Origin of the sequence: Trichocoleus sp. DQ-A2 (genome assembly GCF_039961915.1) — a bacterium.
GTDB lineage: Bacteria > Cyanobacteriota > Cyanobacteriia > Cyanobacteriales > FACHB-T130 > FACHB-T130.
In genome coordinates this window covers 70,992-89,294 of sequence record NZ_JAMPKD010000013.1, presented here as the reverse complement: position 1 = coordinate 89,294, position 18,303 = coordinate 70,992, and the positions used below count along the sequence as shown (strand labels likewise).

Sequence of the window (18,303 nt, the reverse complement as noted above, 5' to 3'; positions counted from 1 at the left end):
GGGGAATATTTAACCCCTCTCCGTTTACAAGCAGGAGGGAATATTTAACCCCTCCCTGTTTACGGGGAGGGGCAGGGGTGGGGTTAAACCATACTGCATCCAATAGAGCATTGCTATATTCACCAGCTAATTTCTATTAAAACACGGTTCCATCACTCGCAATTTCAATTGGAGGAACGCCGCCTTCTCGTAATTGTGTGGCAATTTTTCTCCCCGCACTCCAAGTTCCTCCTTGTAAAACTTTTACTAGGGGTAATTCATCAGCAGTCATATTCAGCTTTTGTCGAATCGTTGCCGCAATTTTATCTAACAAACTAACCGTTAAAGCCCTCCATTCTACAATTACCTCAGAACCTACTGGATGACGTTCCTGCAAAACTGCTGAATCTTTGACTTGTAACAATCCAGTATCTAGACATAAACCGCCATTACGATATTCGGGCAAACCTGTAAGTTCCTCTAGTCCAGTGATTTTTAAATCGAGTTTCTGAAGGGGTTCTAAAAGAGAATACGTTAACCACTGGGAGAGTTTGTGAAACGGCACATAATTGTCGCTTTTCTTATCTCCCGATAAAGCTGAATGAATCCACACATCGCCTAAGTTTACCCCAGCGATCGCAAGTCTCCCCGACCAAATTTCCCCCAACCCCTCCAAAACTGCACTCAACACCTTACTCGCAGCCAGTTGTCCATGATTGCTGCTATCCCACAAATAATTGACTAGATTACCAAGACGCGGGCTTTCGGTGCCAAAAAACTTAGGATTTTGAGCGAGGACTTGTCCCAAACGCTGTAGCAGCTGAACGCGCCCTTCCACCCCAACCAGCGGATTTTTTTCACTAACTTGGAAACCTTGCACTAAAGCGTCTTCTGTTAACTGTAGGAGTCCATCGGCATCTACCTGTAATGGTGATTTCGAGTGACTAGAGAAAGCACCTTGGAAAAACATTCGGAAGCTAGCCACGGCTAAGCCTTCCGAACGCCGAAACACTTGTCCCGTTTCTGGTTCGCAATACTGCCAATGAGTGCCCGCGCCTGCATCCAGTAAAACGCTAACAATCGCTAAATCAAACTTAACTTTCGCTTTTTCTAATCCAGTCAGTCTCGTTAAAGCTTGTTCAAGTTCCAAAAGACGAGGCAAATTTCCAACTTCAAAATGTCGCCAGCGACTGTGAAAAGGAATATCGAGATCGGGATAGTCATCGCGCATCACCCCGATGACATAATCAGCGCATTTCTCTAACTGGGTTAAATCAACTCGAAAGTAACGCAGTTTGTCTTCACAGCCTAAAAGAAAGAGGCGATCGCATCTTTCCCGAATTGCCGCCGGACTCCTCAAATATGCGATCGCTTCCGATTCAGAATTGCTCATAAACAATAAAAACGCAAAGATTAACTTTGCGTACCTTTGCGTTAATCTTTGCGTACCTTTGCGTTAAAAAACCTAATCCCCTAAACCCCGTCCCTTAATTTCTGCCAGAGTTGTCGCAGTGGGCACTTCTCCCGGCGTGTAGTAACCGGCGGCTTGCTTGGCAGCAATTTCCACCCACGCATCTTCTGGAATCCAATCATCGGGAATCGGGATGCGTTCGATTACCTTAATGCCAGAATTTGTAATCGCGTTGTATTTCATATCACTCATCGACACCAAGCGGTCAATTCGCGTAATTCCTAGCCAATGCAACACATCCGGCATCAGTTCTTGAAACCGCATATCTTGAAGTCCTGCCACGCATTCAGTCCGGGCAAAATAGGCATCTGCGCGATCGCCTCCTTCCTGACGCTTCCGGGCATTGTAAACTAAAAATTTAGTTACTTCGCCCAAGGCACGACCTTCTTTGCGGAAATAGACAATCACCCCTGCGCCGCCTGCTTGTGCTGTCTGGACGCAGACTTCAATGCCATGCACCAGATAAGGGCGACAAGTGCAAATATCGGAACCAAACACATCTGAACCGTTGCATTCATCATGTACCCGCACGGCAAGCAGTCGGTTGGGATCTGTAATTGCGGCGACATCGCCAATCAGATAAATCGTCGTGCCGCCAATCGGTGGTAAGAATACGTGTAAATCTGGGCGCGTTACCAATTCTGGGAACATCCCGCCTGTTTGCTGGAAGAGAATGCGACGTAAATCGCTTTCTTCAATGTTGAGTCGCTTGGCAATCCCTGGTAAATACCAGACTGGATCGATTGCGACCTTTGTGACGACTAAATTACCGTTATTTTTGATAATTTGACCGTCAACTTGCAAGCGCCCTTTTGCCACAGAATCTTGCAATTCCGGCATATTAATGTGAGCTTTGGTGACAGCAATGGTGGGACGAATATCGTACCCCTCTTCATAAAATGAAGGGAAAACTTCACCCACAATTGCTCCAAATGGATCGAGTGAGACAATTTTGTTCGCATCTGCCCAACTGGGATATGGCCCAATGTGGACAACCGGAGAAGTATTGGTTAAATCGGCGCGGTGATTTGCCTGGAGTGCGCCAGATGCGATCGCAAGTGCCCGATAAACGGCATAAGATCCCGAATGCGTGCCAATTGCATTCCGTTGATTTGGGTTCGCTAATGTCCCAATAATGGGTCCTCGTTTAATCGGATCGCTTTCTCCCCAATGAACGGAAACGGATTTTTTACCCGATTTACCGGGATGGGATGTTAAAACAATATGCTTATGCGAAGATACTTTTTTTGGGTTTTCCATAAATAGCTCACAAGATGCACTCAAGATGTCGTCTAGGGCAATCTACGCAGGGAATTGGAAATAAGCTCTCATCATAGCAAGGGGATTTTGGCTCTCGGAGTATCCTGCACAGCCAAATCTGTTTGTGGTTGCTACCCTTTCATTTAGTATTATTTGCTACAAACTTATACAATTTCCAGATTTTTAAATTAACTTAATAGAAATCTAATCCTATCGCTATACTTCCATGAATTCATCTATACAAACGTTTGTGCTTAACTTTTTTCCCTTGAGTTTTTTAGAGGATTTTTAGCCCTAGTTAGGCTATATGAGTAAGTTCGCTCGGCGCGATCGCGGCAGACGATCCCCGCACTACAATACAACGCCGATACAGAGAAATCATGCTTAACCGAGAATCACTATATTGTCAAGAATATTCACGAAAAAACCGCTAGAGAAAACTCCCCAGCGGTTGCGGCTTGGCTTTATTGATAATACAAACTTTACCGAGCATCAAAAAAGCGCAAAGGACCATAACCTAAAAATTGCTTTTCGGGTTTATCGCCTGTAGGAAACGCTGACACGCCAAAGTTATAAATCCCAGAAACACTAGGATTTTCAAAGGGTCCAATGGCAACCGTTACAGTTTGACCGGGTTGAATTGGGGGATCGAATACTAGGTCAACTTCCTGAGTTTTTTTGTCAACTTTTACTTCGCCCAACTTACAATTCTCTTTGGGTTCCTCATTGAGAAACGCTTTAGTTCTGGCAGAATCGAATTCAACTAAATTGCCACCATTTTGACGAATTGTTACTCGATTTAAAGATTGAGACGCCGTTTTTGGTAAGTTAAAAGTGAAGTAATAGCTTGCGCCTCTGAACCGGACGCTGGCTTGACTCGTTCTGGTATTACTTAATTGAAAAGGAACACCAAAAGAACTTCTGCCATTTGAGAATTGAATCGCCTGCGCTGATGGATTGTTTACTCCAGAAGCGCCGACGCCAAAGGTAAGAGTGCCTGCAATTAATGCCAGAGACAATTGCTTAAGACGCTTCATTGTTGTGACCTCCTAGGGGTGCGAGTGTCTGGTAGATGCGATTCACGAACTTGGAAAGCTTTTCTAAAGGGAGAGCCATTTACGGCAAAGCGATCGCGTATATCATCTTCAACAATTATTCATGAAAATGATAAGCAACAATGCTACCTAAGAAGGATGCTTTATCTTTCTTACCTTTTTTATAGCAAAGAATTTTAAAAGTAGCTCCGCCTTGAACATATAATTTTAAACCTTCATTTAAGATTTGAGCGATCGCTCCTAATAATTCCCTTCAGATTTGTGCAGTTCTCATTCGCCGCTTCTAAGTTTACAGAATGTCAATAACTGCATCAAATCAGCTAAAAATCGGAAAATAATAGATAAAATCAAGCTACAGATTAATTTTTAAAGCGCGGTTGAGCAAAGCTGAGAACAACCGAGTTTTAACCTAACTACAAAAGATTTTGAAAAACTAGGGAGTTTTTCACAGGTTGTCTTTGCCGACTCAGCGCTTTCACCAGCGTGTATACAGGTGTGCGGAGGAACTATGTTTAAGCTATTCCGGGCTTTAGGACTTGGTATAGGCATCTGGGGTGTCGCTTTGCTATTGTGCAATCGTGCCGTTGCTATAGAAGCGATCGCCACAGAAATTGCCAATACCGAACCTAATACCACTTCCTTAGAAACAATTGCCTCATCTACCCCAGAAACCCAGGAGCCACCAGGAGCAAACAGCACCGAGCTTTCACCAATAGATATCAGCATAGATGTCAGTTCAGTTGCCGTTCTATCTGAGCCGACTCCTGCCGATCTCAATCCAAATTTACCGGAAGCGCCAGTTATTGAATCAGTTATTGAAACAGAGTTAAGCGAAAAAGCGACAACAATAGCGCAAACCATCGACGGCTTGGAGCTAACCAGCCTAGATGAGCTAGAAGCTGACTCGATGGAGCAAGTCACTTCCGTCACTCAACTTTCCGATGTGCAGCCGACAGACTGGGCATTCCAGGCGCTGGAATCCCTAGTCGAGCGCTATGGTTGCATTGCAGGTTATCCCGACAGCACCTTTAGAGGCAACCGCGCACTCAGTCGCTATGAATTTGCCGCCGGGTTGAATGCGTGTCTCAATCGAATCAATCAACTCATTCAAACCTCAACTGGCGAACTTGCCAGCCAAGAAGATTTAGCGACATTGCAACGATTGCAAACGGAATTTGCACCAGAACTCGCAACCTTGTTAACTCGCGTCGGTAACTTAGAAGCATCCGTTACTCAGTTAGAAGAACAACGCTTTTCCACGACAACCAGACTCCGGGGAGAAATCCTGTTTGCCGTCAGTGGAGTTGGTGGCGGTGAAATCAACAACCAGGATGGCGATGCGAATGTTGTCCTCAGCAACCGAGTTGAATTGAATTTTGATACCAGTTTCTCTGGTCAAGACTTGTTGAGAACCCGATTAGCTGCTCAAAATACTCCTAACTTTGCAACGGTGACGGGAACTAACTTCGCCAAACTCTCATTCACCGGAAACAACGAGAATGACATTCAAATTGGCGGACTGTTCTATCGGTATCCGGTGACAGAACAAGCGATTGTTTACTTTGGTATTATCGGGATTGGCTTTGGTGATTTTACGCCTACCCTCAATCCCTATATCAACAATTCTCTTCTTGGCACCGTTTCTAACTTTGCCGGGGAATCGCAGCTATTCGGGTTGAATGGAGGCACGGGGTTTGGTTTAGAATATCGCATTAGTCGAGCGGTGCGGCTGTCTTTGGGATATCTCGCATCGAACACCAATCAAGCGGAAACGGGTCTATTTGGGGGTCGTTACGGCGCGATCGCTCAAGTCACTTTATATCCTACAGACAGTCTGAGTGTGGGTTTGACTTATATTCATTCTTATAACATCGTCACTGGCAAAGGCAGTCGTAACGCCGAAGACCCTTTTAATGGTGCGAATCTTTCTACCAATGCTTATGGATTACAAGCCTCTTATCAAGTCTCTCCTAACTTCAACATTTCCGGCTGGACAGGGTTAATTAATGCTCGTGCCGAATCCGATCCACATAAAGGCAGCGATGCCAAAATCTTTACGTGGGCTTTAAGCTTTGCTTTGCCCGATGTCGGTGGACTGGGTAATCTGCTCGGATTCGTGATTGGTCAACCGCCTAAAGCGATTGAAAATGATGTTGTTGGGCGCGAAGATCCCGATACCTCCTTACATTTAGAGGCCTTTTACCGCTATCAAATCACTGATAATATTGCGATTACCCCAGGATTTTTTGTAATTACAAATCCCGAACACAATGCTAACAACGATCTAATTTATGTCGGCACCGTCCGCACCAGTTTTGTGTTTTAAGAAAGTGTTTTAATCCTGTTACCATTCTGAGCATTACCGAAACGCGATCACTTGTTAGCGTAGCGGTGCATAGCACAGGCAAGCTCTGTAGAGTCTTCGCAGATTTAGGGGCATAGCAAAGAGTCAGGGAAACAATCCCCTGGCTCTTTGACCGAGTCAAACAAAAATTTTTTCTGATTGCAAAATGAAGCTTTAGTGTTGCCTAACGCCCAACCGCAAGCGGTTGCCGTCTAAAAACAGCATCCCCCGTCTGCACATCAAACCAGTGGATATTCTGAAGTGGCAATGCCAGTGTTATATCTTCGCCACTCCAGCGCCGATCCGTCGGTAACAAGGTACGAATTGTCGTGGGTTCGCCAGCAGAACCCTCAACCCGTACGCTTACTAAGTTGTTCATCCCCAAGTTTTCTACCAAAAACACCCGACCCCGAACGGTGTTTCTATCTTCAGGTTGTGCAATGCGAACATTTTCCGGACGAATCCCCAACACAATCTGCGGCGGCACGGTTGGAACTTCCGGCAGCGGGATTCTAAAATTACCTAGCATGGCGGAATTTCCCTGGCAAGGCAGCGTTAACAAATTCATCTGGGGACTGCCCACAAACCCAGCTACAAATAGATTTGCCGGATTATTATAAATACGTTCGGGGGGGTCAAGTTGCTGCACATCGCCCTTGTTGAGAACAGCCACTTTGCTAGAAAGCGTCATCGCTTCTGTCTGGTCGTGGGTGACGTAAACAACTGGAACGTGTTGAGATTCAAATAATTGCTTAATTTCAGCCCTGACGTTTTCCCGCAACAGCGCATCCAAGTTACTTAGGGGTTCATCTAATAAAAAGACATGAGGACGGCGTACCAAAGCCCGTGCTAGGGCGACCCGCTGCCGTTGTCCGCCAGACATTTGACCCGGTTTGCGGCTCATTAATTCGTCTAATCCCAATACTCTTGAAGCTTCTGCCACCCGTTGTTTAATTTCTTCCGGGGGTGTTTTTTGCAGTTTGAGACCAGAACCGATATTCTCGTAAACCGTCATGTGAGGATAAAGGGCATAGCTTTGAAATACCATTGCAATGTCGCGATCGCCCGGTCGCAAGTTTGTGACATCTTTATCCCCGATCGAGACCCGACCGCGAGTGGGTTCTTCCAAACCTGCAATCAACCGCAGAATGGTAGATTTACCGCATCCAGAAGGTCCAAGTAACGTGAGAAACTCACCATCTTCTACGCTCAAGCTAACGTCTTTGACCGGGATGACTTTCGGATTATAGGTTTTATTTAAGTTTCGGAGTTCGAGTCTAGCCATGATTTTAAACAGGTTGAAGGTTGAAAGTTGCAGAAAGTTGAAGGTTGAAAGTTTTTTTACCTCGGTTTCTGGCTCAGTCTGAGAAAAGGGATGATTTTTAAGGTTGAGTGATTCATTCATCACTCAAAACTCAAAATTCATCCCTTTATCCTTTAACAGCACCCGCTGTTAAACCTTGGACAATCTTGCGCTGGAAGAACAACACCAGTAAAACTAGGGGCAAAGTTCCCAAGACCGTTGCCGCAGCAATTGGCCCGTATGGAATTTCAAATAGGGACGCACCGCCTAATTGAGCAGCCCCAACCGGAATCGTCTTCATATCTTCACGAGTAATAAAGGTGAGGGCGAAGATAAACTCGTTCCAAGCAAAAATAAAGGTGAGAATTCCAGTTGTTACCAAAGCTGGAACCGTCATCGGCAGTAAGATTTGCGTCAGCATTTGGAACGTATTATAACCATCGACTTTAGCAGCATCTTCCAAATCTTTTGGCAATTGCTCGAAAAAGCTTCGCAGCACTAAAATCGTCAACGGTAAATTGATGGCGGTATAAGGAATTATCAGCGCCAAATAGTTGTTACCCAAGCGAAATGCCTGGACAATTTCTAACAGTCCCAAGAACAACAAAATTCCAGGGAATAAAGTAATGATTAAGACACCAGCAAGGATAACTTTGCCGCCCCGAAGATGCAATCGTGCCAGAGCGTAAGCCGCGGGTGCCCCAATGGCTAAAGCTAGAGCAGTGGAAGTAATCGAGACGAAGGCACTATTTAAGATGTAGCGCCAAAACGGACGACGAACGAATAACTCAATGTAGTGAGCAAGGGTGTATCGAGTGGGAAAATAGACCGTGGGAACGGCGGCAATATCCTCATTGACTTTGAATGAAGTCAGCAGTTGCCATAAAACTGGCGCTAGGCAGAAGATTACTACCAGGGCAACTGCCAGGGGCATTAAGATTTTTTTCCAGGAAAACTTTTTCCCCTTGGTTGGGGTTGGAGCGGTTGGGCGTTCTTGGGGAATGACAGTCATAACTTAAGCGGCTCCTGAAGTTTTGGCACGAGAGCGACTGAGCAAGAAACTAGCGATCGCTACTGCTACAATCAGCAACGTAAAGGTCACTACCACCAGCGCCGCACCATAACCAAAGTCTAAGTAGCGCATCACGGTGGAGTAGATGTACAGCGAGACCACTTCCGTCGAACCTCCAGGCCCGCCACCTGTCATCACCGCAATCAAGTCGAAAATCCCGAAAGATTGGGCAAATCGAAATAGCAGTGCAATTAAGATTTGCGGCATCAGCAACGGTAGCGTAATTCTAGTGAAGTTTTGCCAAGGGGTTGCTCCATCAATCGAATGGGCTTCGTAGAGGTCAGGCGAAATCGACTGCAACCCAGCTAAGAGCAGAATGCTGATAAACGGCGTGGTTTTCCAAACATCGGCAAAGATCACCGCCATCAATGCCAGCGTTGGATCTCCCAGCCAGTTAATCCCACCTTCTATGAGACCGACTCGTCTGAGAATGTCGTTGACAACGCCAAACTGGTCGTTAAAAATCCAACCCCAGGCAAGACCGATCAGAGCAGTCGGTAATGCCCACGGTAAGATAGCTGTCGTTCGCACCAAGCTTCTTCCCCGAAATTTCTGAGTCAGAACCAGAGCGATTCCCAGCCCTAGTAATAGCTCGATAATGACGGCTGAGGTAGTGAAGACTGTTGTTGTCCAGAAACTCTGCCAGAAACGACCATCCCCCGCCATCCGCCCGTAATTATCCAGACCCACGAAGACAGGTTGCAACTCGGTTCCTAGGTTCTTCGTAAACAAACTCAACCAGAATGCCCGGACAATCGGGTAGCCATAGACCAATAACAGGACAAGCAAGGCAGGCAGTAGTAAGATCCAGCCCGTGCGTTGTTCCCGACCTCGGATTGTATTCAGGTTCATCATGAAGTCAAAGGTAAAAATTCAAAAGACTAACTCTTAAACAAGTAAAAAGTCCAAGGTGAAAAGGCAAAAGAAACCGCAAATGATGCAATTGTTTTGATTGACTTTTGCCTTTTACAGGGTTGCCTGGTTATGCCGACGGTTTCGCTTGACCCGCGTTGAGGAGTCGGCGCGTTTCATTGGCGGCAGATTGCATTGCTTTTTCCGGACTCGTTCGGTTGGTGAGTGCGGCACTGAGGTAGCGTTGCAAAATATCAGAGGCTTGGGCATATTGTGCAATCGGCGGACGTAAGACGGCTTTTTGCACCACCTCTAAAATCTGCGGGTAGTGGGGGTATTTAGTGACAATCTGTGGGTCTGTAAATAATGCCCGTCGGCTGGGCAGATAGCCCTCTTTCAATATGAATTGCCGCTGTGTTTCTTCACTGGTAAAGTATTGAATCGCTTTCCAGGCTTCCTCTGGATGTCGAGAGGATTTAGAAATTCCAAAACCCCAGCCGCCTAGGCAAGCCGCCCCACTTTGACCGGCGGCGTGAACCATCGGTTTAATCCCGATTTTTCCCTTGATGGGCGAAGTCTCTTCATTCGCTAAGGGCCAGACATAAGGCCAACTTCTTAAAAACGCTGCCTGACCGTTTTGGAAGAAGCGTCGGGTATCTTCTTCGTGATAGGTTGTCACCCCAGGCGGAGCAACACCCTCCTGAACGGTGCCGCGCAAAAACTCGATGGCTCTTAAGGCTTCCGGTCGATCTAACCCAACTTCTAACGTGTCGGGATTCACCCAGAAGCCACCAGCGCCTTCGAGAACCTCCATAAACATTGCCACCGCTCCTTCGTATTGGCGACCTTGCCAGAGGTAGCCCCATGTTACCTTTCCTGCCTTCTGCAAGGTTTTGGAAGCTGCCATCAAATCTTGAAAAGTTTCTGGCGGCTGCAATCCGGCTTCTGCTAGCAAGTCTTTCCGGTAGTAGAGCATCCCCGCATCAGAACGAATTGGCAGTCGGTACAGCTTGCCTTCGTAACGTCCCCCTTCGACATCATTGGGTGAAAATGCTGCCAATTCGTCTTGGGAAATCCGGTTGCTGAGGTCTAGCAGCCAACCCGCCGCCGCAAATTTTGGCGTCCAGATGATATCCATGACCACCAGGTCATAAGGAGATTCTCCCAAGATGAAAGCAGAGGTATAGAGGTCTTCAACCAAGTTTGTAGCGTTAGGACCTTCAACGATGTTGATGCGAATGCCTGGATTCTCTGCCTCGAAGTCTTTGATCATCCGCTGCAAGGGTGGGGCATCTGGGGCAGGCAGCAACAGGTTGAGCGTGACTGGCTGCTGAGCCATCACGAACCAGCTAAACAATACGATGCCCAAGAAAAGAAGAATAGATATCCCAAAGCGACGCAAAGAGCGGAGGTTTGGTAGGAATTTTCGCAGTTTGTTTACCGATTGGCGATATAACATTGTTGCTTTATCAAGCAAAGGTTTAATAGTTGATTGGGAAACAAATAAAGACAATTAAATTTTCTCAACCGGCTTATTTGATGGCTAGCTTACTCACTTTGCTTAAAATTGCTTAATACTCTGATAAGAAGCCCGAAAAAAAGCTCGTGCTACAGATAAAGTTTCAGCTTGTCATCAATGCAGATGATTCCTTTGAAAAAGGCAAAGTTTGCAGAAGCGTTCCTAGGCTGAACTGAGATCGTCTCTGGTTCTGCTAGGAGTACAAACTGTTTATTTCTGATAGATAAAAATGCTTTGATATCAGTAAATTAATTTCTTATTAATGAGAGATCAACCTTCCAAAGAGATAGCAAGCTATAAACAAAAAACTTTCCTGGGGGGTTTGAGTTGCAGACCTAAAAGTGGTAAAATCCTCGTTAATATAAGATTAAGTTTTATTAAATTTAAAAAAAGTTTGATTAACCTTGGAAGGGTTAAGACTCGCGATCGCTACGAAAAACTCTAAGGTTAAGACTAGCGATCGCTGCGAAAAACTACCCAATTGTACAAACCACAATTTCTATTGATATTCATCTATTAGAATTAGCAGTTATCGATTTGAAGTGCTTGCCGCCAGCTTTGCAACCACATTCGCCAATTCATCTGGCTCAACTGGCTTCGCCAAATGCATCTGAAAGCCTGCCGAGAGAGCCTGCGTGCGGTCTTCTTCCCTCGCATAGGCAGTCAGCGCGATCGCCGGAGTCTCTCCTCCTTGGCTGGCATCCAGTTTCCGCACTTTCCCAAGCAAAGAATAGCCATCCTCGTCGGGCATCCCAATGTCACTCACCAGAACATCCGGTCTGACTTGAGGGATTCGCTCAAATGCTTCTTGTGCCGATGCCGCTGCGATCGCTTCAGCGCCATATTGTTCCAGCATGAAGGTCAGAAATTCCCGCGTGTCAGTATCATCGTCCACAACCAGTACTCGCACGCCATCGAGTAAAGCGCTGCCGACGGAGGATTCAGAACCCAATAAAACATCTTCTTCCATTGTTAGTTTTTTCGCCTCACTCTTGATAAGTGGCAATATTACTGTGAAAGTTGCTCCCTGTCCTTCGCCCGGACTTTCTGCGTAGACAGTCCCACCGTGCAGTTCTACTAAATGATGCACGATTGCCAAACCGAGTCCCAGTCCACCGTGCTTCCGAGTCGTTGAGCCATCCGCTTGTCGGAAGTAATCAAAGACATGGGGCAAAAAGTCAGCACGGATGCCCTTCCCGGTGTCGAGGACTTGAATTTGGGCATAGTTGCGATAAGTCCTGAGTCCTTCATTTGTCATGAGTTCGCGTTCGTTGGCGAATGACTTTTGACCGCTGACCATTGACAGTCTTATCTCAACACGACCGCCTTCCGGCGTAAACTTAATCGCGTTTGAGAGCAAATTCCAAACAACTTGTTGTATGCGGCTGGAATCGCCCGAAACCAGCCCGACCGTTGGATCGAGGAAAGACTGAAGCTGAATCGATTTCGCGTCAGCCGCCAGACGCACCGTGTCGATAGCTGCCTCAAGGGTAGAGACTAGGTTGATTGGGGAGATATTTAGACCGACTTTTCCGCGGATGATCCGCGAGACATCCAGCAAATCATCAATGAGCTGTGTCTGCAATTTAGCATTGCGCTCGATGGTTTCAATCGCACGAGCAGTGGTAGCTTGGTCAAACTTTCGGGTGCGGAGTAGTTGCGTCCAACCGAGGATTGGGTTGAGCGGCGATCGCAACTCGTGAGAAAGTATCGCCAAGAACTCATCTTTCATGCGATTCGCTTGCTGAGATTCTTGGTAAAGCTGTGCATTATCAATCGCCGCCGATGCCATCTGAGCCATTTGTACCAGAATGGCTTCATCCTCTTCGGTAAATTCCCCCTCGTATTTGTCGGAAAGCTGAATTAAACCGATATTTTTTCCATTCCGACCGATCAGGGGTACAGCTAGCCAACCCCGCATCGGTGGGTGCTGGTCAGCCGCCTTCCCAAAACCTCGCCAAGCTGGATGTGCTTCTAGTTCGGCTTGCGTCATCCGCATCGGGCGCTTCATGCTACAGACCAGTGCATAGATGCCAGAACCATCGGTTGTTTCACTGTAATCTCGCCACTGCGCGTACTTATCTGACAGAGAGACTGAGTTAATCGCCTGTTCCCAGTTCTCGCCTACCGTGATGCTAGTGACTGACTGATGTGTCCCGATGATTTCGCGGGACTGTGCGGTAATCAGCGATAGCATTTCGTCGAGAGATAGGGTTGAGTTGATGGAAACGGATGCCTCTGCGAGGCGTTGCAAACGGCTGGTATATTGCCGTTGACGGGTCAACATTTGGGCGCGTTCTAATGCGATCGCTACCTGATCGCAAACAACCTTCATCAATTCAATTTCATCCGTCTCGAAACGGATGCGGTTGCGGGTGCCAAAAGAAAGGGTTCCCATGAGCTGACCGTGGGCGAGTAACGGGTGACAAGCATAAGCTGTAATCCCTAGCGATCGCGCCATTTCTATTTTCGGGTCTGTCGATTGCTGAATGTTCTCTGCGACGAAGTGGTGACGCTCTAAAGCGACACGTCCACACACAGTTTCACCCAAATCCAACCACTCTCTTTCTTGGGAAACTTGCTCGGAAACTCCACCACAACAGTTTAAATGCAGAAGTTGTTTTTCCCGATCGACCAAGTAGTTGAAATAAACTTCAAGTCCTAGATGAGAAGAAAGTTCTTGAAATAGGTTATCGATTAGTTCTTGCGGTCGATCGTTCAACAGTAACTTGCTTGCGGTTTCCGATAGAAGCTTGAGCCGCTCATGGCTTTTGTGTAGGTCTTGTTCCGCAGCTTTGCGATCGCTGCGTTCCTGGCTTTCTCGCAAAGCTCGCATGACTGATGGCACCAGTCGCTCTAGCCGTTGCTTCACCACGTAGTCTGTCGCACCGTTTTTCAGAGTCTCAATCGCCAATTCCTCGCCAATCGTCGCCGAGACAAAAATAAATGGCACATCGCAGCAAAGGGAGCGAGCGATTTTCAGCGCTGAGATGCCATCAAACGACGGCAGTGAGTAATCTGAGAGAATCAAGTCAAAAGAGTCTGTTTCTAGTGCTGTAACAAAGTCAGTGCGCGTCTCTACTTGCACCAACTCGCAGTCAATCCCACCATTGCTTAAATTCGCATAGATGAGTTCTGTATCTAGCAGACTGTCTTCGAGTAGGAGGATACGCAGTACTTTCACAGGACTCAAACCTTTTTTTGATTATTCAGCGCAACCGTGGAAATCAACATTACTGCTTAAAGCTGAAAACGAAAGTTTTGATTTTGAGTGATTAGATTTTTTTTTGATTCCAAATTTAAAACTCATAACTTAAAAATTTTTCGTTTATAATCCCTTGTTTTCATGAATAAACTCCATCATGAATGCTTAATTTCTTCTACCTGCTTAGACAGTACAGGCAATGGGTAAAGAACCAGGTGGTGGCTGATTGACGACTGCCCAAAAAAGCCCGATTTCCTTGATGGCGTTCACAAATTCATGAAAATCAACTGGCTTCACAACATAAGCATTCACCCCTAAATCGTAACTCCTAATCAGATCTTGCTCTTCCCGTGAAGAAGTCAGCATGACGATTGGGATTACTTTCATCGTAGGGTCAGACTTCAACTGTGCTAGCACTTCCAGCCCATCCACTTTGGGTAATTTTAGATCTAGCAGTACCACGACCGGATTCCCTTCAATCCGCAGCTTAAAAATCCCCCGTCGATAGAGATAATCTAGCGCTTCCTCCCCGTCGCGCACGACCACCACTTCATTCGCTAGATGGTTTTCCTCTAGCGCTGCGAGTGTTAACTCAACATCGTTGGGACTATCTTCAACTAGCAAAATTCGTTTCAATTCTTTCATTCATCCCCCTGTATCAATTAAAAATTAAAAAATTTATTCTTCTTAATTTTTAATTTTGCATTTTTAATTTTCATGTTTTTCCTGCCAATTTTGGCAATGAGAAGTAGAAAGTTGCTCCACCCTCTACCGCACCCTCTGCCCAGGTTCGACCGCCATGACGATGGATAATTCGCTGGACGTTCGCCAATCCAATGCCAGTCCCCTCGAACTCTTGTTGGCTGTGCAGGCGCTGAAATACGCCAAAAAGTTTGTGTACGTACTGCATATCGAATCCTACGCCATTATCACGAATAAAAAAGACAACCTCAGACTCATTGTCAGTGCTGCCAATTTCTATTTCGGCATGGGTGCGTGTCTGCGTGTACTTAATAGCATTCGCCATCAGATTCTGGAGTACCAGCCGTAACATGGAAGGGTCGCCTTGGACTTCAGGTAAGTTTTCAAGTTGCCAAGTTACCGCCCGGTTATTGATTTCCGGCTCTAGATCGCGTTGGACTTCTCGAACCAGCCGATCCATATTAATCGATGCATAGCGCATCTCAGTGCGCCCCATGCGGGAAAAGGCGAGCAGTTCATCGACGAGAACTCCGGCTTGTTTAGTGGTCTGGGCAATCGTTTTGAGATAACGCAGACTGGTTTCATCGAGGGTTGTTGACCCTAGCCGTTTTAGGAGCAAGTCCACGAAACCGCTAATATGGCGAAGTGGTGCCCGCAAGTCATGGGAAACCGAGTAGGAGAAAGATTCAAGTTCTTTATTAGCAGCTTCTAGTTGAGCAGTCCGTTCTTGGACCCGTTTTTCTAACTTTTCATTGAGTTGTCGAATCGATGCTTCAGCTTCTTTGCGATCGCTAATATCGATACACGAGCCGATATAACCCAGAAAAATGCCCTCTGGCGTAAATCGGGGAATCCCAATATCTAGAAGCCATCGGTACTCCCCATCAAAGCGTCTGAGGCGATATTCCATTTTTAAATCTTGACGAGCATCAAACGCATTTACATAAGTGTCTAAACAAAATTGGAGATCGTCAGGATGAACTCCTTCCATCCAACCGTTGCCCATCTCTTCTTCCGTTGTCCGTCCGGTAAAGTTCAGCCAGGGTTTATTGAAGTAGTAACAGAGCTTGTCTAAACCAGACATCCAAATCAAGACGGGAGCCGTATCTGCCATTAAGCGAAAGCGTTCTTCACTTTCGCTTAAGGCGGCTTCAGCGTGCTTGCGATCGCTAATGTTGCGGAAGTATACCGATAGCCCTCCGGTTTCGGTAGGATAGGCGCGGACGGCAAACCAAGCGTCGAACGGTGGGTAATAATCTTCCAGTTCCAGAGGCACTTGCTCGGCAATTACCCGCCGGTACATCTGATCGAAGCGGGTATTGACAACTTCTGGCAACTCTTCCCAGAAGTTCTTGCCCAGAAGTTCTTCCGAGGAACGACCCAAAGTTCTGGCTCCCTCGCGGTTAACGTAGGTAAAACGCCACTCGCGGTCGAAGGCGAGAAAGCCGTCGGTGATGCTTTCGAGAATATTGGAGACTTGCTCTTTAGCAGTTTCTGCTTCCGCACGGGCGATTTGCTCCAAGGATAAAAGCAAAGCGCGTTCTGCCTCTACTTGTTTGCGATCGCTAATGTCCAGTAAAAAGGCGACACCCTCTTGCTGAGAGTCGTTAAGCAAGGCAATCCCCAGAACGATCGGCACTCGCTTGCCGTCCCGTTGGACGTACTCTTTCTCGTAAATATTGGAAACTCCCGTTGCTAGAACCTCTGCGATCGCTCGCTCATCTACGTGTTGGTACTCTGGGGGCGTTAGGTTTTTCCAACTGATTTTTCCCAATTCGGTAAATTCTTCGCGGGTGTAGCCAACCAAGCGGAGGTAAGCGTCATTGGCTTCAGTGATGAAACCATCCAAATTCCAGAAGGCAACGCCGCTCAGGTTGGAGTCGAAGAGTCTGCGGAAGCGCTCTTCCGAGCGACGCAACGCTTCCTCAGATGCTTTGCGATCGCTGATATCGCTAACTAAGCCGACAAATCCTTCAACTTGCCCAAGACTGTCAAACTGGGGAATGTAAGTGGCACTGATGTAGCGGGTATCACCATCTTTATAGGGGAGTTTGGTTTCGTAAGTAACTTGTTTTCCTGACAAGACTGTCTCAATATACGGACGAGTCGCTTCATAAGCGGCTTCGCCCAGAACCTCCCGAACTTGCTTTCCATTCACTTGCGTGCCAGAATCCCCGAACCATTCTTCATAGGCTTTGTTGTGAAAGCAATAGCGCTGTTCTGAATTGATATAGGCAATCAGGACTGGCAAGGCATTTGTAATCAGGCGGAGTTCATTTTCTTTTTTTTCCAGCGTCTCCTGCGCTTGCTTGCGCTCGGTGATGTCCCGGTAATAAATGCTCAGCCCGTCTTCGGAAGGATAAGCATGGATCTCTAACCAGATGCTTAACGGCTCGTAGAACACCTCGAAATGGACAGCCACCTGCTCGGTAATTGCCCGTCGATATTCTCGCTCAACTTTCGTCCCTACTGACCAAGGCCATTGCTCCCAGTGAGTTTTTCCAACGATTTCCTCCAGCTTTTGCCCGTTGAGCCTCGCTGTTTCATGGTTTACATAGGTGATCCGCCACTGGCGATCCAAAGCGACAAACGCATCAGTGATGCTCTCTAGGACGTTCGTAACGCGACGGGTGGACTCCTGTAGCACCAACTCTGCTTGCTTGCGATCGCTGACATCGGTAATCATGGCAAGCGTGCCGAGGAATTCCCCCATGTCGCTGAAAATTGGACTGGTACATACAATTGCCCAGAGATCCGAGCCGTCTTTGCGGCGGAACTGCAAGTCATATTGAGCGGTGACGTCTGGGTTGGGTTGTAGTATTTTTTGCAGTGCTTCCTGGCGCGACGCTTCATCCACAAAGTCGAAAATGGATCGTTCCAGGATTTCTTCCACCCTGTATCCCAGCATTTGCGCCATTCGCTGGTTGACGTAGTCTGTCCGTCCTTGGGTATCGATTGTCCAGATGCCTTCGTTGGCAGTATCGATGAGGCGACGATAGCGCTTCTCACTTGCTTGTAGCTTCAGCAGACTCGTCTCTAGCCGCTGTTTTGCAGTGTGTAGTTCTGAGTTCAGCGAGCTGATCAGGAACGTCACAAGAATAAATACACCCAGTCGCACTACAAGGCTCGTGCTGGCGACGTTTAAAGAATAGAGCGGCCCTAAGAAGAGGAAATTGGTAACTAAAGCCGATAAAATTGCAGCTAGCAGCCCCGGAACCATGCCACCATACCAGGCACTAATCGACACTGCTGCATAAAAGAAGGGGAAAATGAGCGGTCCCATCAGTGGCTGTAACAGGAGTGTCAGTAGCAGAGCTACCACCACACTCAATACAACCACGCCATAGCTCAAGAGTTGGGAGCGTGTTACTTTCAGCATGAACCTTTCAAGATCGAAATCCAAAGCGCACCTTCATCAAGGCTTTTTTAACCCTAAGGTAGATGACAATTTTTTGGCATTCACCTTATGGATTATTTATTGAGTTGTTAGGTTTCGCAATGATTAGCAGCGATCGCGCTCAAAATCGCAACTCGCCACTTT

Annotated in this window: 11 protein-coding genes; 1 reads left to right on the top strand and 10 read right to left on the bottom strand. The window is 46.9% G+C overall.

The annotated features are described in order from the left end of the window. Nucleotides 1-136 precede the first annotated feature (136 nt). From NC997_RS15010 to NC997_RS15000, 3 genes are all read right to left on the bottom strand, one after another. Nucleotides 137-1,372: a URC4/urg3 family protein gene (locus tag NC997_RS15010; protein WP_190526857.1), complete on the bottom strand. Its 1,236-nt coding sequence runs from the start codon at nt 1,370-1,372 to the stop codon at nt 137-139. Nucleotides 1,373-1,444: 72 nt separating this feature from the next. After that, complete coding sequence (locus tag NC997_RS15005) at nt 1,445-2,710, bottom strand: GTP cyclohydrolase II (protein WP_190526855.1); 1,266 nt, start codon at nt 2,708-2,710, stop codon at nt 1,445-1,447. A gap of 482 nt (nt 2,711-3,192) precedes the next feature. Beyond that, entirely contained in the window at nt 3,193-3,747 is a 555-nt protein-coding gene (locus NC997_RS15000) for a DUF2808 domain-containing protein (RefSeq protein ID WP_190526853.1), read from the bottom strand. A 526-nt stretch (nt 3,748-4,273) separates the two neighbouring features. Here NC997_RS15000 and NC997_RS14995 point away from each other — a divergent pair. Further along, the gene (locus tag NC997_RS14995; protein ID WP_190526851.1) at nt 4,274-6,091 is read left to right on the top strand and encodes an iron uptake porin; all 1,818 of its coding nucleotides are present in this window, start codon (nt 4,274-4,276) and stop codon (nt 6,089-6,091) included. A 202-nt stretch (nt 6,092-6,293) separates the two neighbouring features. Here NC997_RS14995 and NC997_RS14990 read toward each other — a convergent pair whose 3' ends face one another. The 7 genes from NC997_RS14990 to NC997_RS14960 all read right to left on the bottom strand — a co-directional run bounded on the left by NC997_RS14990 (nt 6,294) and on the right by NC997_RS14960 (nt 18,141). Next, nucleotides 6,294-7,394 (bottom strand): ABC transporter ATP-binding protein, encoded by a 1,101-nt coding sequence (locus NC997_RS14990; protein ID WP_190411438.1) that lies wholly within the window; start codon nt 7,392-7,394, stop codon nt 6,294-6,296. A 145-nt stretch (nt 7,395-7,539) separates the two neighbouring features. Next, on the bottom strand, nt 7,540-8,346 hold the full coding sequence (locus NC997_RS14985) for a carbohydrate ABC transporter permease (RefSeq protein WP_242028893.1): 807 nt from the start codon (nt 8,344-8,346) through the stop codon (nt 7,540-7,542). Between the two features lie 81 nt (nt 8,347-8,427). Next, on the bottom strand, nt 8,428-9,339 hold the full coding sequence (locus tag NC997_RS14980; RefSeq protein WP_190436357.1) for an ABC transporter permease subunit: 912 nt from the start codon (nt 9,337-9,339) through the stop codon (nt 8,428-8,430). A 127-nt stretch (nt 9,340-9,466) separates the two neighbouring features. Further along, nucleotides 9,467-10,795, bottom strand: a complete 1,329-nt coding sequence (locus NC997_RS14975; RefSeq protein WP_190526849.1) for an ABC transporter substrate-binding protein — start codon at nt 10,793-10,795, stop codon at nt 9,467-9,469. Nucleotides 10,796-11,384: 589 nt separating this feature from the next. Then, nucleotides 11,385-14,039, bottom strand: coding sequence for a response regulator (locus NC997_RS14970; RefSeq protein ID WP_190526846.1), 2,655 nt, complete (start codon nt 14,037-14,039; stop codon nt 11,385-11,387). Between the two features lie 204 nt (nt 14,040-14,243). Further along, on the bottom strand, nt 14,244-14,705 hold the full coding sequence (locus NC997_RS14965; protein ID WP_190436369.1) for a response regulator: 462 nt from the start codon (nt 14,703-14,705) through the stop codon (nt 14,244-14,246). 70 nt (nt 14,706-14,775) lie between these two features. After that, entirely contained in the window at nt 14,776-18,141 is a 3,366-nt protein-coding gene (locus NC997_RS14960) for a PAS domain S-box protein (RefSeq protein WP_190526843.1), read from the bottom strand. Nucleotides 18,142-18,303: the final 162 nt, after the last annotated feature.

Bases quoted from the DNA above. Each gene is read 5' to 3' on its own strand.
- NC997_RS14960 (WP_190526843.1), bottom strand. From the start codon at position 18,141: ATGCTGAAAGTAACACGCTCCCAACTCTTGAGCTATGGCGTGGTTGTA.
- NC997_RS15005 (WP_190526855.1), bottom strand. From the start codon at position 2,710: ATGGAAAACCCAAAAAAAGTATCTTCGCATAAGCATATTGTTTTAACA.
- NC997_RS15000 (WP_190526853.1), bottom strand. From the start codon at position 3,747: ATGAAGCGTCTTAAGCAATTGTCTCTGGCATTAATTGCAGGCACTCTT.
- NC997_RS14965 (WP_190436369.1), bottom strand. From the start codon at position 14,705: ATGAAAGAATTGAAACGAATTTTGCTAGTTGAAGATAGTCCCAACGAT.
- NC997_RS14985 (WP_242028893.1), bottom strand. From the start codon at position 8,346: ATGCCCCTGGCAGTTGCCCTGGTAGTAATCTTCTGCCTAGCGCCAGTT.
- NC997_RS14995 (WP_190526851.1), top strand. From the start codon at position 4,274: ATGTTTAAGCTATTCCGGGCTTTAGGACTTGGTATAGGCATCTGGGGT.
- NC997_RS14980 (WP_190436357.1), bottom strand. From the start codon at position 9,339: ATGATGAACCTGAATACAATCCGAGGTCGGGAACAACGCACGGGCTGG.
- NC997_RS15010 (WP_190526857.1), bottom strand. From the start codon at position 1,372: ATGAGCAATTCTGAATCGGAAGCGATCGCATATTTGAGGAGTCCGGCG.
- NC997_RS14975 (WP_190526849.1), bottom strand. From the start codon at position 10,795: ATGTTATATCGCCAATCGGTAAACAAACTGCGAAAATTCCTACCAAAC.
- NC997_RS14990 (WP_190411438.1), bottom strand. From the start codon at position 7,394: ATGGCTAGACTCGAACTCCGAAACTTAAATAAAACCTATAATCCGAAA.